Origin of the sequence: Psychrobacillus sp. NPDC093180 (genome assembly GCF_044754065.1) — a bacterium.
In the GTDB taxonomy this organism is placed as follows: Bacteria; Bacillota; Bacilli; order Bacillales_A; family Planococcaceae; genus Psychrobacillus.
Genome location: NZ_JBIVOJ010000005.1, coordinates 42,947 through 58,584, shown reverse-complemented (window position 1 = coordinate 58,584; position 15,638 = coordinate 42,947). Strand labels below are relative to the sequence as shown.

At 38.3% G+C, this 15,638-nt stretch carries 12 protein-coding genes; 1 reads left to right on the top strand and 11 read right to left on the bottom strand.

All coding sequences use genetic code 11. The features are described 5' to 3' along the window. The 9 genes from pknB to gmk all read right to left on the bottom strand — a co-directional run bounded on the left by pknB (window position 1) and on the right by gmk (window position 10,309). Window positions 1-1,998 carry a Stk1 family PASTA domain-containing Ser/Thr kinase gene (gene pknB, locus ACIP9W_RS08795; RefSeq protein ID WP_400788298.1) on the bottom strand — a complete coding sequence of 666 codons (1,998 nt, stop codon included), beginning with the start codon at window positions 1,996-1,998 and terminating at the stop codon, window positions 1-3. 2 nt (window positions 1,999-2,000) lie between these two features. Beyond that, the gene (locus tag ACIP9W_RS08790) at window positions 2,001-2,738 is read right to left on the bottom strand and encodes a Stp1/IreP family PP2C-type Ser/Thr phosphatase (protein WP_400788296.1); all 738 of its coding nucleotides are present in this window, start codon (window positions 2,736-2,738) and stop codon (window positions 2,001-2,003) included. A gap of 56 nt (window positions 2,739-2,794) precedes the next feature. Then, the gene (gene rsmB, locus ACIP9W_RS08785) at window positions 2,795-4,144 is read right to left on the bottom strand and encodes a 16S rRNA (cytosine(967)-C(5))-methyltransferase RsmB (RefSeq protein ID WP_400788294.1); all 1,350 of its coding nucleotides are present in this window, start codon (window positions 4,142-4,144) and stop codon (window positions 2,795-2,797) included. Continuing rightward, complete coding sequence (gene fmt, locus ACIP9W_RS08780) at window positions 4,141-5,082, bottom strand: methionyl-tRNA formyltransferase (protein WP_400788292.1); 942 nt, start codon at window positions 5,080-5,082, stop codon at window positions 4,141-4,143. Before fmt ends, rsmB begins: the two co-directional genes overlap by 4 nt. Further along, entirely contained in the window at window positions 5,079-5,567 is a 489-nt protein-coding gene (gene def, locus ACIP9W_RS08775) for a peptide deformylase (protein WP_400788290.1), read from the bottom strand. Before def ends, fmt begins: the two co-directional genes overlap by 4 nt. 207 nt (window positions 5,568-5,774) lie before the next feature. Next, window positions 5,775-8,186: a primosomal protein N' gene (gene priA, locus ACIP9W_RS08770; RefSeq protein WP_400788288.1), complete on the bottom strand. Its 2,412-nt coding sequence runs from the start codon at window positions 8,184-8,186 to the stop codon at window positions 5,775-5,777. After that, window positions 8,183-9,391 (bottom strand): bifunctional phosphopantothenoylcysteine decarboxylase/phosphopantothenate--cysteine ligase CoaBC, encoded by a 1,209-nt coding sequence (coaBC, locus tag ACIP9W_RS08765; protein ID WP_400788286.1) that lies wholly within the window; start codon window positions 9,389-9,391, stop codon window positions 8,183-8,185. The genes priA and coaBC overlap by 4 nt, the downstream gene beginning before the upstream one ends. Before the next feature lie 72 nt (window positions 9,392-9,463). Continuing rightward, on the bottom strand, window positions 9,464-9,688 hold the full coding sequence (gene rpoZ / locus ACIP9W_RS08760) for a DNA-directed RNA polymerase subunit omega (RefSeq protein ID WP_142537712.1): 225 nt from the start codon (window positions 9,686-9,688) through the stop codon (window positions 9,464-9,466). Next, entirely contained in the window at window positions 9,689-10,309 is a 621-nt protein-coding gene (gene gmk, locus ACIP9W_RS08755) for a guanylate kinase (protein ID WP_282245470.1), read from the bottom strand. It lies immediately after the preceding gene. A 166-nt stretch (window positions 10,310-10,475) separates the two neighbouring features. Between gmk and ACIP9W_RS08750 the strand changes: the two genes are divergently transcribed. Next, window positions 10,476-12,161: an Rqc2 family fibronectin-binding protein gene (locus tag ACIP9W_RS08750; protein WP_400788284.1), complete on the top strand. Its 1,686-nt coding sequence runs from the start codon at window positions 10,476-10,478 to the stop codon at window positions 12,159-12,161. Window positions 12,162-12,579: 418 nt separating this feature from the next. Here ACIP9W_RS08750 and ACIP9W_RS08745 read toward each other — a convergent pair whose 3' ends face one another. Further along, complete coding sequence (locus ACIP9W_RS08745; protein WP_400788282.1) at window positions 12,580-13,347, bottom strand: fumarylacetoacetate hydrolase family protein; 768 nt, start codon at window positions 13,345-13,347, stop codon at window positions 12,580-12,582. A 94-nt stretch (window positions 13,348-13,441) separates the two neighbouring features. Beyond that, complete coding sequence (locus ACIP9W_RS08740; protein WP_400788280.1) at window positions 13,442-15,619, bottom strand: malate synthase G; 2,178 nt, start codon at window positions 15,617-15,619, stop codon at window positions 13,442-13,444. Between the last annotated feature and the right edge of the window lie 19 nt (window positions 15,620-15,638).

Below are 15,638 nucleotides of genomic sequence, written 5' to 3'. Positions count from 1 at the left end.
TTAAATATCGTCATAAGCAATCGTTTCATCTACAATTACATTTGAATTCACCAGAATACGATAGACTGCTTTTTGTCCTTCACTAATTTCAAATTTAAGTTGTTTTTGTGTCGTTTCGGTTAAAACAAATTCCTCTGCCGGCTCTTCAAGGGTTCTTGTTTTATCTTGTATATAAATACGTACCACTTGTGGTTGCTCTTCTATTTCTTCTTCCTCTTGTCCATCCTCAGATTCTTCTTCATTTGGATTTGGTTGCGTATATGGAATTGTAACTGTTTTCGCATAAAATTTAGTCGGCTTAGCTTTTGGTCCGTCCGAAATGACGACTTTGATTGTACTGCCGGGTGCTACTTTGGCATTCGGTTTTGGATCTTGGCTAATAACATTTCCTTTTTGAATAGTATCAGAGTTTTCTTTCCCAGCTATTTGAATTTTAAAACCTGAAGACTTTTCCGTATCCTTTAATGCTTTTTCATTGTAATTCGTTAGATCATTTACCGTTCTTAAGTCAGGACCTTTGCTTACGACAAATTTTAATACTGTTTCATCTGGTACAATTTCGGTTCCACCGGCTGGAGTTTGTTCTAAAATCGTTCCAGCAGGTTTTGAGTCAAATCTTTCTTCTTCGTCATCAATATCAAGCAATTTTTGATTTTGAAGTAGTGTTTTCACTTGATCAATATCTTGACCAACATAATCTCCGATCGCAGAGGTTTCTTTACCTGATGAGACAAACAAATGTATTTCTGTATCTTTGTCCCGCATTTTACCTGCTTCAGGTGTTGTCCGAATGACGTGATCCTCTTCAATATCTTCCGAAAACTCTAGTGTTTGTTCACCGATTTTGAACCCTTCTGCTTCTAGCTGTTCAATAGCTAGGTCAACCTCTAGCTTAGATACATCCGGCACTTCAATTTTTTTCGGTTTAAACAATCCAGGGAATACGATAATAACTAGCAATGCAAGCACTACGATGCTTGCTATTATTGCGCCAATTATCTTTCTTTTTTTCCCCTTTTTTTTCGGCTTTACGTCTTCTACTACTCCTGTTTCAGTTGCAACAGGAATCTTTTTCGTTTCCGAAACTTCTTCAAAAGAAACAGGTTCTTTAATAACGGGTAAAACTTTTGTAGCATCATCATCCATCGCTACCACAAATTTTGGTTCTCCCGCTCTTTCGGGTGATAGAGCAGTTGCTAAATCCGCTTCCATATCTTCTGCTGTACGATATCGATACTTTGGATCTTTTGCAGTTGCTTTTAAAACCACATTTTCTAAGCTTTGTGGAATTGCAGGATTAATCGCACGAATAGAAGGCGTTTCCGACTGCAAGTGCTTTAGTGCAATAGATACGGCCGATTCTCCAGAAAAAGGTAGTTGACCGGTAAGTAGTTCAAACAATACTATCCCTAATGCATAGATATCGGATTGGTTCGTAGCCGTTCCCCCGCGTGCTTGTTCGGGAGATAAATAATGGACCGTTCCTAATACAGAATTTGTTTGTGTAAAAGAAGTTGCACTAAGGGCCATTGCAATTCCAAAGTCCGTAATTTTAATATTTTCCTCTTCATCCAACAATATATTTTGAGGTTTAACATCTCGGTGAATTATATGATTATTATGTGCATTAGCAATAGCGGAAGTAAGCTGTCTCATAATCGTTACGGATTTTATAGGTGAAACCGGAGCATTCCGTTGTATGTATTGTTTTAATGTTTCTCCTTTGACATACTCCATGACAATATAATGTATATCACCATCTTCCCCTACATCGTATATATTCACTATATTGGGGTGTGTAAGGCTTGTTGCAGATAATGCTTCGCGTTGAAAACGACGGTGTAATTCTTCTTCATTGGAAAAATCGTAGCGTAAAATTTTGATTGCCACATCGCGGTCCAAAATCATGTCATGCGCCAAATATACATTGGACATGCCGCCTCCACCTATCATTTCAAGCAACTTGTATCTGCCGCTAATTCGTTTGCCTATTAACATCCTTACACCTCCTCTTCATTGTTTGATAATAAGACTAATGAAATATTATCTTCCCCACCAGATTGTATAGCTTCCTTTACTAATTGACTCGCCTTTTCTTGGAGCGTTTTATCCGAGTAGAGGAGAGATTGTATAAAGTCTTCGGTTAATTTATTACTTAATCCATCCGAACAAAAAAGAAAATAAGAGTTAGGAACAAATTCTACTTCGTAAAAATCAGGTTGAATGGTTGGTTCTGTACCAACTGCTTTCATCAATACATTTTTCTTTGGATGTGTTTTTGCCTGTTCCTCACTAATTTCTCCTGAATCGATTAATACATTTACATAAGAATGGTCTCGCGTAATTTGATTCACTTTTTCCTTAGTAATTTGATAAACTCGACTATCTCCCACATGTGCAACGATTCCTTTTTGCTTTTCAAATAAGCCAGCAATTAATGTAGTTCCCATCCCTTCGCAACCTGCATTCATTGCCGAATGTCTAGCAATGGATTGGTTAATCGATTGGAATGTATAAGTGAGCCAATCTATTGCTTTTATTACAGCGGGATTATAGGTCGTAAAATACTTTTTGAACTCAGATATCGCTAACTCACTTGCCACATCTCCCGCATTATGACCACCCATACCGTCAGCAACAACGGCAAGTATTCGATGATCATCGCGGACGAACACATCCACCCGGTCCTCATTGACCGTCCTCTTCAAGCCAACATCAGTTTCAACAACGAACTTCATTTCTTCCATCACCTCTTTTAGAATGAAAAGAAAATACAATTTTTCCTTTAAGAATCTTACTTCTTCTTGAAAATTGCAACAAAAAATCCATCACTTCTTAAATCTTGCGGGAAAAGTTGGAGCATTCCTTCCTGTTCTTGTTCTTTAATACTTGAAATAACGTTAGGGAAAGGCTGAAGTTCCATATCAGGATGCGCCTCTAAAAATAACTTGGCTGTTCCTTCATTTTCTTCCCGGTCTACCGTACAAGTGCTATACACCAAAAGTCCGTCTCGTTTTAACAGCGTGTAAGCCTCATCTAGTAGTTTCAACTGAATTGGCTTAAGCGTTGCAAAATCTTTTTCATTTTTCGTGTATTTTATATCCGGCTTACGCTTCATGACCCCTAAACCACTACATGGAGCATCAACCAATATACGATCAAATGATTCTTTTGGGAATGACTCTGAAGATTTACGACCATCCATTTGCATTGTTTCGATAAAATCGAACCCAAGTCTAGCAGCATTTTCTTTCACAAGCTTTAACTTATGTTCATGAATATCCATCGCTACAAGTTTACCAGTATTTCGCATTTTCTCTGCGATATGCGTCGTTTTTCCACCAGGAGCTGAACACATATCGAGCACTGTCATACCAGGTTCTGCTTGAAGTGCATATGCAGGAATCATCGAACTTTCATCTTGGATCGTGACGAAACCTTTCTCAAAAGCAGTCGTTTTCGCCGCTTGCGCATTAAACAAATAAATACATTCAGGGATTACTTCACTACGAGCAACGACATATCCTTCTTGAGTATATAAATGTAGTACTTGATCTACTGTACGTTTAAATAAATTCACACGAAGCGTAGTGACAGGTTGCTCATTATTTTCTTTTAACATGTTCGCTGTTGTCTCAAACCCATATTCGGAGACGAATCGTTTGACCATCCAAAGTGGATGACTTGTTTCAATCGAAAGCCGCTCCAATTCATCTTTTATCTCTTCTGTTGAACGGACACCTTCTCTTAAAATAGAACGAAGAATACCATTTACGGCTCCTGAAATTCCTTTATGACCTCTTCTTTTCGCGATATTCACTGCCTCGTTTACCGCTGCATGATCTGGAATTCTAGATAAGTAATGAATCTGATATAAAGAAAGACGCAGTAATTGCTTGACCCAATCATCTAATTTCCCTTTAATGAATGGCTCCAAATAATAGTCTAATGTCATTTTATATTGGAGTGTTCCATAGGTTAACTCGGTTAATAATGCGCGGTCTTTATCATCGATTTTATATTTTTCAATCGTTTGATGTAGTAATAAGTTGCTATATGCTTGTTGTTTTTCAACCGCCATTAGTATGTTCAGTGCTGCATCTCGAACATTGCCTGTCCAAATTTTTTCTTGTTTTTTTGTCATTCAAAAGTATCCCCTATTCGCAATTTCGAACCAACGCCACGCAAGTAGTCTTCTGCGGACATTTTCTTCTTTCCAGCTGGCTGTAATTCATTTATTCGAATTGCTTCTTCCAAGCCTGTTTGTAAAACAAAATAATCCGATTCAATTTTCACAACCGTTCCTGGTAATTCTTTTGTCTTTACCTGTATCGTATCTGCTTTCCACACTTTTACTGTTTGTCCTTCAAGCGTTGTATACGCTACAGGCCATGGGTGTAAACCACGGATTTGGTTGTGTATAGCAAGAGCCGATTTGTTCCAATCGATTCTCTCTTGCTCGCGCGAGATATTTCTAGCAAATGTTACTTGGGACTCATCTTGCTTTACTCGATCATTCGTTTTCGAAATGATGGATGGTAAAGTTTCTTTCAATAAATCAGAGCCAACCTTGCTTAACTTTTCAAAAAGTAATCCAGTATCATCTGTATGAGCAATGGAGATTTCGCTTTGTGAAATAATATCCCCAGCGTCTAGTTTTTCTTCCATGTACATAATCGTTACGCCCGTTTTGTCTTGCCCATCAATAATTGCTTGATGGATCGGTGCCCCTCCGCGGTATGCTGGTAATAGTGAAGCATGTACATTAATACAACCAAGTTCTGGTGCATCGAGTAGCTCTTTCGGTAATAGTTGTCCAAAAGCAGCTGTGACGATTAAATCGGGGTTTAGTGCAATAATTTCTTCCAGTTCTGCTGAGCCTTTTAACTTAGTCGGCTGGATTACCGGTAATCCTAGTTTTAAAGCTTCTTCTTTAACAGGAGGAGCAGTTAACACTTTTTTTCTGCCGACTGGTCGATCCGGCTGTGTCACCACCGCTAGAACGTTATAGCCTTCTTCGACAAGCATTCTTAGTATTGGCGCTGAAAATGCAGGTGTCCCCATGAAAACAATATTTGTCATGCTTCTTCCTCCTCATTCTCCAATTCCTCTAAATCTACATATCGAATAACTTTAGATGTAAATAAAACACCATGTAGGTGATCGATTTCGTGTAAAATAGCTCTTGCTTCATAATCCTCTGCCTCTAACTCATACAAAGCACCATCTCGATCTTGTGCTTCTACTTTTACATAAAAAGGACGTTCAACTTCACCATAAAGATCAGGAAAACTTAAACAACCTTCCACTTCTATTTCAGAGCCGCCGACTTCTACGACTTCCGGGTTAATCATTTCGATTACTTCTTGCCCTTCTCCAAGGTCAACAATTGCTACTTGAATCGTCTCTCCGACTTGTGGTGCTGCGATTCCTATTCCGTCAGAAGCAATCATCGTGTCATACATATCATCTAATAATGTCGCTAACTTTTGGTCAAAAACCTCTACTTCGCGACATTTCGTCGTCAGTATTTCATTTGGGTGTGTAACTATTGGTAAAATTGCCATGTCATTTCCTCATTTCAAACTTAATCAATTTCGCCTCGGCGTAATTGCGTCCAAATTTTTAAATTGAGCTTCGGGCTCAATTCAAAAATTTGTGACATCCGCCGGAGGCATTATGCCTACAGGATGTAGGTCACTCAGGCATTGCCGCAGGACGCGGCGTTCTTAGCCAGAGTTCCTTTATTCAGCGTTTTGTTTGCGGAAGTAAAATTAAATAATAGTGGAAGGGTCTAAATCAATCGTCAATATAACGCCTTTTTTTATCCAATCCGTACGGTACATTTTTATTAATTGCTGTAGTTTTTCGATTAATAATGGTTCTTTTTTGTATTTTATCAAACATTGGTAACGATATCTATTTTGTATTTTACTTATCGCACTTGCAGTAGGCCCAACGACCATTGTCGTGGACGAAAAATTTGCTCTTAGCCAATCCGTCGCAAGCTTAGCATATTCAGAAGCAAGCAAGACATTTTCATGTGTTACTTGCACTAATGTTAAATAGTAGAAAGGTGGATATCCATACTGTTTTCGCGTGAGCATTTCCGTATGGTAAAAAGGTTCATAAAGTTGAGATTTAGATAATTCAATCGCATAATGCTCTGGCGTATACGTTTGAATATATACTTGTCCTTCTTTATCGTGTCTTCCAGCTCTCCCGCTTACTTGGGTCATCAATTGAAACGTTTTTTCCGCTGCTCGGAAATCTGCTAGATGGAGAGTCGTATCAGCATTTAACACACCTACTAGTGTGATATTCGGGAAATCGAGTCCCTTGGCAATCATTTGTGTGCCAAGTAATATATCGGCTTCACCGTCCCCGAACTGCTTCAAAATTCGCTCATGCGCTCCTTTAGCTCTGGTCGTGTCCACATCCATTCGCAGTACTCTTGCATACGGAAACAGTTTCGCAATTTCTTCTTCCACTTTTTGCGTACCAGTGCCAAAGAAGCGGATATGCTCACTATTACATTCTGGACACTTAGTTGGAACAGGCTCTTCATGTCCGCAATAGTGACATTTTAGTTGTTCTCCTGCACGGTGGTACGTTAAGGAAATATCACATTGTTTACACTCTACTACCGTTCCACAGTCTCGACATAAGACGAAGGAAGAAAACCCTCGTTTATTTAAAAACAGCACGATTTGTTCTTTTTTCTCTAGCTTGTCTCTTACAGCATCTGCAAGGTCCACGCTGAACATAGATCGATTGCCGTTTTTCAGCTCTGCACGCATATCGATTACATTGACAGTTGGTAGTGCCTGTTCTTTTGCACGCATTTTCAATGTTAGTAAAGAATAAACACCTTTAGATGCCCGTGCATATGATTCAAGAGAAGGCGTAGCACTTCCTAAAATAACCGGGCATTGATGATATTCCCCTCGCCAGATCGCTACATCTCTCGCATGATACCTTGGATTGTCGTCCTGTTTATAAGTCGACTCATGTTCCTCATCTAAAATAATGATACCAAGATTTTTGAACGGAGCAAAAATAGCAGATCTAGCACCGACCACCACTTTTACTTCTCCGCGCCATATTTTCCGCCATTCATCGTATTTTTCACCGATGGATAAGCCGCTATGCATCACCGCAACCTGGTCACCAAAACGCAGCTTGAAACGGCGTGTCATTTGAGGTGTTAAGGAAATTTCAGGTACAAGCATGATTGCTTGCTTTCCATTTAAAATAGAATGTTCGATGGCGTTTAGATAGATTTCTGTTTTTCCACTACCGGTAATCCCATGTAAAAGAAATGTGGTGTTTTCGGCATGCTCCTGTGCATGATTTATCTTCGTTAGCGCATCTGTTTGTTCCTCTGTAAGCTTAAATCGTTTGTCTACATCCTGATAGTCTAAGGAAGTTATTTCACGGTAAATTTCTTCCGTTTCTTTTTCTAAAATGCCTTTTTCGAGTATAGCTTTTACCGTACTATTTGTGGCATTTGCTAGTTCAGCCAATTGTTTCATTGTAAAAGAGGTTTGTTCTTGCTTTAAGAGCCATTCGATCAATTCTTTTTGCTTCACTGCTTGTTTCGTTAAACCGTTTAACTGCTCCACGATAAATTCTTTATCTGCAGTTACTTTGTACTTCGCAATAGTTTTTGCCTTGGCATGCTGTTTAATAACCGTTTCTAATTGAACTGCTCCATCGGCCAAATACTTTTTCATGGCACGTAGTAAACCAGCTTTTTCAATAGCTTCATAAGAAACGACATCTTTTTTACCAAAAAGCGCTAAAAAATCATCATCTAATGCAGAAGGGTCAACTAATCTAATATTTTTCTTATAAGTAGCACGCAATGCCGCTGGAAGCATAACCTGCAAAGCATCAATTTCATAGCAAAGTGTTTTATTTGTCAGCCATTTAGATAGCTGCAACAGCTCTTCCGTCATAACAGGCTCTACATCAATAATAGAGTGAATCGCCTTTAACTTAGATATATCCAAATCCGTTTGTTCTTTTATATTCGTGATAAATCCTTGCACTTTTCGAGGACCAAAAGGAACATGCACACGGCTTCCTCGTTCTACAAGGGTCTCTAATTCTTCAGGTACAATATAGTCAAAGGGACGATCAATTGGATAGGCAGAGACATCAACAATTACTTCAACGATCATTTTGACTCAGGCTTCTCTAATTTCATAATCGTCTGCAGTAATTGGATAGCAAGTTCTTTTTTAGGCAAATGAGCAAAATGTATTTCCACATCATTCTTCCCGACTAATGTAACGGAATTCGTATCCGTACCAAATCCTGAGCCAGCTTCTGTAACGTCATTTGCGACAATATAATCCGCATTTTTCTTTTTCAGCTTTCCTTTTGCATAATGGGTGACGTCATTCGTTTCTGCAGCAAACCCTATTAATAACTGAGTTGTTTTTCTTTCACCAAGCGCTGCTAGAATATCTGTTGTGCGCTCTAGAACAATCGTCGCTTCCCCCGGTTGCTTTTTCATCTTTCGGTCATGTACTTCTTTCGGTTTATAATCCGCAACTGCTGCTGTTTTAATAACAATCGAAGCGTTATCAAATTGCTCTACAACCGCTTCATACATCTCTTTCGCACTTTCTACCGAAACAAGTTTGACATTGGACGGCGGATTAATGCTTACAGGGCCAGAAATAAGAATCGTTTCTGCACCTAAATCAGCCGCTGCTTCTGCCATCGCATAGCCCATTTTCCCGCTTGAAAAGTTTGTCAAAAAGCGAACAGGGTCTATTCTTTCTCTAGTAGGACCAGCAGTTACCACGACTTTCTTCCCTTTAAGCGGTAAATCCTTTGGCGAGAAATAATCTTCCACAAGCTGTACAATTTTTTCTGGCTCCTCTAAACGGCCTTTTCCAACATAACCACATGCTAAAAAACCTTCAGAAGGCTCTACGAATGAATATCCGTCTTTTGAAAGTTGATCGATATTTCGTATAACCGCTGCATTTTCATACATATGTACATTCATCGCCGGTGCAATCCAAACCTTTGCAGTAGTCGCAAGTAACGTAGTCGTCACCATATCGTCTGCTATTCCATTCGCAAGCTTACCGATAACGTTCGCAGTTGCAGGTGCCACAATAATCAAATCTGCCCAATCGGCTAAATCTATATGAGCAATCACACTAGAATCTTTTTCATCAAATGTATCGAAGTACACATCATTTCTAGACATCGCTTGAAAAGCTAAAGGTTGTACAAATTCCATCGCGGATTTCGTCATGATTACTTTAACATTGGCACCAGCCTGCGAAAGCTTACTTACGAGTGCAACCGCTTTATATACCGCAATCCCTCCAGTGACACATACGACTATTTTTTTAGAAGTTAACATCTTAATTTCTCCCCTCTAAATAACAACCTCCCAAAGATTAGATTCTTTGGGAGGTGTTTCATACATCTCTTATTACACTTCGTCTTCGTAAATAACATTTTCGTTAGATGATTCAATTGCCAGTTCGCCTGCTGCAACTTCCTCTAACGCTTTCCCAACTTGTTTCGCAGATACGTATGAAGTTAAACGCTCGCCGCCTTCTTCTTGTAACTGTCGTGCTCTTTTAGAAGCTACACTCACTAATGAGTATTTAGAATCGATTTGATTTTTTAATTGGTCTACTGATGGATATAACATTTAAAATTCCCCTTCCAACATTGCTAAATATCTTTTTTCCACACGTTCACGTCTACAATGCTCTGCAGCAACGATGGAATTGATTTTTGCACAAGCTCTTGCAACTTCATCATTTTCCACGACATAATCGTATAGATGCATCATTTCAAGCTCTTGTCTCGCAGCTTGGATTCTTGAATTGATCACATCTTCGGTTTCTGTTCCTCTGCCTATTAGTCGTTGCTCTAACTCAGACAAGCTAGGCGGCGCAAGGAATATAAAAAGTGCATCAGGTGCTTTTTCTCGTACAAGTGCTGCTCCTTGTACTTCGATTTCTAAAAATACATCGCGCCCAGAATCGAGCGTTTCATTTACATAATCAATGGGAGTACCATAATAATTGCCGACATATGAGGCATACTCTAATAACTTCCCTTGTCCGATCAACTGTTCAAATTCTTCTTTCTGTTTAAAGAAATAATCCACTCCATCTACTTCTCCCTCTCTTGGAAGTCTCGTAGTCATAGAAATGGAATATTCGTAATTTGTTCCAGGCTCGGAAAACAGTTCTTTTCTCACTGTCCCTTTACCAACTCCGGACGGACCTGATAAAACGATTAATATACCTTTTTCTCTTCGCATAACGTCTCCTTCAAATATATGCTTACTCCGTTTCGTTGTTGCAATATATACTTAACTGATTATAACACAAGTTTCCATTAAAATGATATCATATTAGAAAAGCGTTATTGCCGAAGGTGTGGCAATTGGCTAGTTCGACGATAAAGATTTGAAAGAGGATACAATTATGGCTTTTGATGGTTTATTTACTATAGCAATGACAACAGAACTGCAGCAATTAGTTACAGGACGTATTTCTAAAATACATCAACCTAATGCGCAAGAAATTTTAATGCATATCCGAGCACAAGGACAAAACTTTAAATTATTGTTTTCTGTACACCCTTCTTATTCACGTGTACAAATTACAAATGAAACAATCGATAACCCAGCACAACCTCCACTGTTTTGCATGGTATTACGCAAGCACTTAGAAGGTGGCATCATTCAGTCTGTTAAACAACATGAAACAGATCGAATTATCATTTTCAACATTCAAAGTAAAAATGAGATCGGGGACGACATTACACGAGAAATCCATATGGAAGTAATGGGTCGTCACAGTAACCTACTATTAATAGATCCAACGCGCAATCTGATCTTGGAAAGTATTAAGCATCTATCTCCTTCCATGAATAGTTACCGAACGATTTTACCAGGGCAACCTTATATTGCACCACCTGCCCAAAATAAGCACCATCCTTTAGAATATTCAGAGGCACTGCTTCATGTTATTCAATCAGCCAATGAATCGAAAGAAATCGTGGAGCAAATTTCTGGCTTCTCTCCCCTGCACGCAAAAGAATTAATACATCGATTCCAAAGCGGTGCGAATCGTGTCGAAATATACAAGGAATATATGAAGGAATTTGAGCAAGGAGGAGCCGCAATACAAATTGTCGAATCTGGTGGAAAAACGTATTATTCACCAAACGAATTAACTCATCTAGATGGCGACAAATTTCGCGAAAAAACACTAGGTGATTTACTGGACCGTGTATATTTCGCAAAAGCGGAGCGAGACCGTGTAAAACAACAAGCTGGAGATTTAGAAAGATGGCTTCAAAACGAATTAAACAAATTGAAGCTGAAAATGAAAAAACTCCAAAAAGATTTTGAACAAGCAGAAAAACTAGATACATTCCAATTGTACGGAGAGCTACTAATGGCAAATGCGTATGCATTGGAAAAAGGGTTAACAGAAGTGGAGCTCGTCAACTATTACGATGAAGATCAAAAAACAGTCATCATCCCATTGGATACACGAAAAACACCAACCCAAAATGCACAAAGTTATTACAATCGCTACACAAAAGCAAAAACAGCCTTACAAAAAATCGAACAGCAATTTGAAATAACAAAAGACGATATCGCCTATTTCGAATTACTACTACAACAAGTCATGCAAGCATCACCAACCGACATCGAAGAAATTCGAGAAGAACTAATGGAACAAGGCTTACTGAAAGCAAGAGCATCAAAAAAGAAGAAAAAACCATTGAAGCCAACACCAGAAAAATTCATCGCCTCAGACGGCACAGAAATTTCTGTGGGCAAAAATAATAAACAAAATGATTTCGTCACATTCAAGCTAGCCAAGAAATCAGACACATGGCTTCATACAAAGGATATCCCAGGATCCCATGTTGTTATACATTCTGATAATCCTTCGGAAGTAGCATTGCTAGAAGCAGCGAATCTTGCCGCTTATTTTAGTAAAGCTCGGGATTCGGCTTCTGTGCCAGTCGATTATACAGTGATCAAACAAGTGAAGAAACCAAGTGGGGCTAAGCCGGGGTTTGTTATTTATTTTGAGCAGACTACGCTGTTTGTTACTCCGGATGAAGAGAAGATTCGGTTGATGAAGAAATAGGAAAAGAGTGCCAGATTCTAACACACTTCAGAATTCATTCAGAACCTAGTACTTTTCACTAAATTGGAATACAAACTCTATTTAGCTTTTAATAAAAAAGACTGAATATGTTGTTGTATCAAACAATCAATTATAATGAGGTTCCCTCAAAGGTATCGGCTAACAAATAGAAATAACTCATCTAAACTCAAGGATGGGTTATTTTTTTGCTTAAATGGCAGAATCTCTACGACTAATATTGCAAAAGCTACCTCTGACCTTATCCTTGAAATTCTGAATCTGACACCAATACTCCACGTATGTTCTGAAATTCATACAACGCCACACTAAGCAACAAGAAAAAGCCATACCGGAAGTGCTGAATGGCCCTAATTATATTATACAACTTTTACTATTAATTTTTTTATCCAGCTACCAGCTAGCCTTCCCCCATAGTCACTAAGGTGTTTCGCAGCTTACCAATCTCATTTATTTCACATTCTATAATGTCACCTACACTAATAAGTTCTGCTCCGACTGGGCTACCAGTAAGTATCACATCTCCAGGTTTTAGTGTCATGATAGCAGAAAGATAGGAAATCATTCTAGTAATTGAAATAATCATTAATTCTGTTCCACTATTCTGTTTTTCTTCTCCATTAAGTCTGGCTTTTACCTGAACTTGATATGGATCAAGCTTAGTTTCAATAACAGGACCAAGGGGAGTAAATGTATCAAACGATTTTCCAATAGTCCAATGTCCGTCTTTATGAAAATATTGTGGGGCTGTCACATCATTCGTAACTGTATATCCAAAAATATAATCCAATACTTTTGCTTCAGCAATGTTTCTTGCTTCTTTTCCGATAACAATGGCTAATTCCGATTCAAATTTAACTTCCGTGATTCCTTTAGGTATAACAATTGCGTCTTCCGGACCAATGACAGAAGAAGTTGGCTTAAAGAAAAATACAGGAATTTCGGGTAGACTCGCAGGAATCTCTTCCTTATTCGATACATAGTTTGCACCAATCCCGATAATTTGATTTGGCTTTATAGGAGCAAGATATGCTACTTCATTTACCGAAAAAGAATTCCCTGTATACGTCCAATCTCCAAAAATATCCCCTCTAATTTCATTGATAATCTCATCTTCAATGACACCAGTGTAGATGATAGAATCCGCCGTGAATCTAGCAAACTTCATTACCCTTCGCTCCTATCAACAAGTTATTTGTTATTTTTCATCAAACACTTTTTTCTAGTTAGAAAGGTATTTGATGGAAATGGAAATATACTAGTTATTGACTTAATATAAGTTTATTCTTAGCTTCAATTCTACGACGATGTAGTATCGGTTCCGTATAACCATTAGGTTGCTCATGACCCTTAAATATTAAGTCACAGGCAGTTTGAAATGCAATAGATTGATCTAAATTTTGCGACATAGGATGATAGTTAATATCGCCTAAGTTTTGCTTATCAACGACTTGCGCCATCCTCTTTAACGTAACAAGTACAAGTTCTTTCGAACAGATACCATGGTGCAGCCAATTGGCAATATGTTGACTAGAAATACGTAAAGTCGCACGATCTTCCATAAGTGCAACGTTATCAATATCCAGCACTTTGGAGCATCCAATTCCTTGATCTATCCAACGAACTACATATCCTAGAATTCCTTGTGCATTGTTATCCAATTCCTGTTGTATTTCTAATGGAGACCAACTAGGATTATTACTTACTGGAATTTCCAAAATTTCATTTCTTAAATCACTAGTGTCCTTTGCCAATTCTACTTGTACCATCGCTACATCTACTTGATGATAATGCAGAACATGCAAAGTAGCTGCAGTGGGTGAAGGTACCCAGGCCGTATTTGCTCCAGCATTAAGGTGCCCAATCTTTTGCTTCAACATTTCGGCCATTAAGTCTGGCATCGCCCACATTCCTTTACCTATTTGAGCCTTGCCTTGCAAACCGCTAGTAAGACCTACATCTACATTTGATTTTTCATAAGCTTTTATCCATGGTGAAGATTTCATATTATTTTTACGGATCATTGGTCCAACTTCCATAGAAGTATGAATTTCATCTCCAGTTCGATCTAAAAAACCTGTATTAATAAATACCACTCTATCTTTTACTTGACGAATACAAGCTTTCAAGTTTAATGATGTTCGGCGCTCCTCATCCATTACACCTATTTTTAGTGTGTGTCTTTGGAGTCCAAGCATATCTTCGACGTTGTTAAATAGTTCGTTTGCAAACGCAACTTCTTCTGAACCATGCATTTTCGGTTTAACGATATAGATTGAACCCTTAGATGAGTTTTGATAATTCATAGTACCTAAAAGGGAGTGCTTTCCTGCTAGACTAGTGCAAACCGTATCTAATATTCCTTCAGGAATTTCCCCACCTTCCTCGTTCAGTACAGCTGAAGTCGTCATTAAGTGTCCTACGTTACGTACAAACATTAGCGAGCGACCTTTTAATGAAAATTCCTCTCCCTTAGCAGAACAGTATATTCGATCACGACTTAGCTTTCTCGTCAAAGTTTTATCATCTCTGGTATAGGAAGCAGTCAAGTTTCCTTTCATTAAACCTAGCCAATTTCGATATACTAAAACTTTATCTTGAGCATCAACTGCTGCGACGGAATCCTCACAATCCATAATTGTTGTTAATGCGGATTCAAGAAGAATATCTTTAATACTTGCGTGATCTATTTTTCCAATAGGATGATTACCATCAAACTGGATTTCGAAATAAAGTCCATTATTTTTAAATAAAATTGCTGTTGGACTATCTGGATTACCTTGGTAACCTACTAATTTGTTTTCATCCTTTAGTCTAGTTTTTAGACCATTATTGAGTGAAACCTCCAATGTTCCATCCTGAATGATATATTTTATAACCTCGTTATGGGAACTTTTTTCTAGAGGAATAACTTGATTGAGAAAATCTCTTCCAAAAGCGATAACTTTGCTTCCTCGTACTGGATTGTAGATTCCTGTACGTGCTGCTCCGTCATCGTCACTAATAGCATCTGTTCCATACAATGCATCATAAAGACTCCCCCATCGAGCATTAGCAGCGTTAAGTGCAAAACGAGCATTATCTACAGGTACTACTAACTGTGGACCTGCTTTAATCGCCACCTCCTCATCTACATTTTCAATTTGTATTTGGAAATCCGCTACTTCCGGTTCCAAATAACCGATTTCTTCTAAAAAAGACTGGTACGACTTCATGTCAAAGTTTTTATTTTCTTTATGCCATTTATTTATTTTTTGCTGTATGGTTTCTCTATGTTTCAACAATTTTTTATTTTTAGGAACAAGATCTATTATGAGTCTTTCAAAATCGGACCAAAACTGATGTAAATCCACCCCACTTCCTGGTAGAGCTTCTAAATTAATAAATTCATAGAGCACTGTTGCTACATGAAGATTCCCTACTTTTACATAGTCTTCCATTGTTCATTACCTCCTTCAA

Bases quoted from the DNA above. Each gene is read 5' to 3' on its own strand.
- pknB (WP_400788298.1), bottom strand. From the start codon at position 1,998: ATGTTAATAGGCAAACGAATTAGCGGCAGATACAAGTTGCTTGAAATG.
- ACIP9W_RS08790 (WP_400788296.1), bottom strand. From the start codon at position 2,738: ATGAAGTTCGTTGTTGAAACTGATGTTGGCTTGAAGAGGACGGTCAAT.
- rsmB (WP_400788294.1), bottom strand. From the start codon at position 4,144: ATGACAAAAAAACAAGAAAAAATTTGGACAGGCAATGTTCGAGATGCA.
- fmt (WP_400788292.1), bottom strand. From the start codon at position 5,082: ATGACAAATATTGTTTTCATGGGGACACCTGCATTTTCAGCGCCAATA.
- def (WP_400788290.1), bottom strand. From the start codon at position 5,567: ATGGCAATTTTACCAATAGTTACACACCCAAATGAAATACTGACGACG.
- priA (WP_400788288.1), bottom strand. From the start codon at position 8,186: ATGATCGTTGAAGTAATTGTTGATGTCTCTGCCTATCCAATTGATCGT.
- coaBC (WP_400788286.1), bottom strand. From the start codon at position 9,391: ATGTTAACTTCTAAAAAAATAGTCGTATGTGTCACTGGAGGGATTGCG.
- rpoZ (WP_142537712.1), bottom strand. From the start codon at position 9,688: ATGTTATATCCATCAGTAGACCAATTAAAAAATCAAATCGATTCTAAA.
- gmk (WP_282245470.1), bottom strand. From the start codon at position 10,309: ATGCGAAGAGAAAAAGGTATATTAATCGTTTTATCAGGTCCGTCCGGA.
- ACIP9W_RS08750 (WP_400788284.1), top strand. From the start codon at position 10,476: ATGGCTTTTGATGGTTTATTTACTATAGCAATGACAACAGAACTGCAG.
- ACIP9W_RS08745 (WP_400788282.1), bottom strand. From the start codon at position 13,347: ATGAAGTTTGCTAGATTCACGGCGGATTCTATCATCTACACTGGTGTC.
- ACIP9W_RS08740 (WP_400788280.1), bottom strand. From the start codon at position 15,619: ATGGAAGACTATGTAAAAGTAGGGAATCTTCATGTAGCAACAGTGCTC.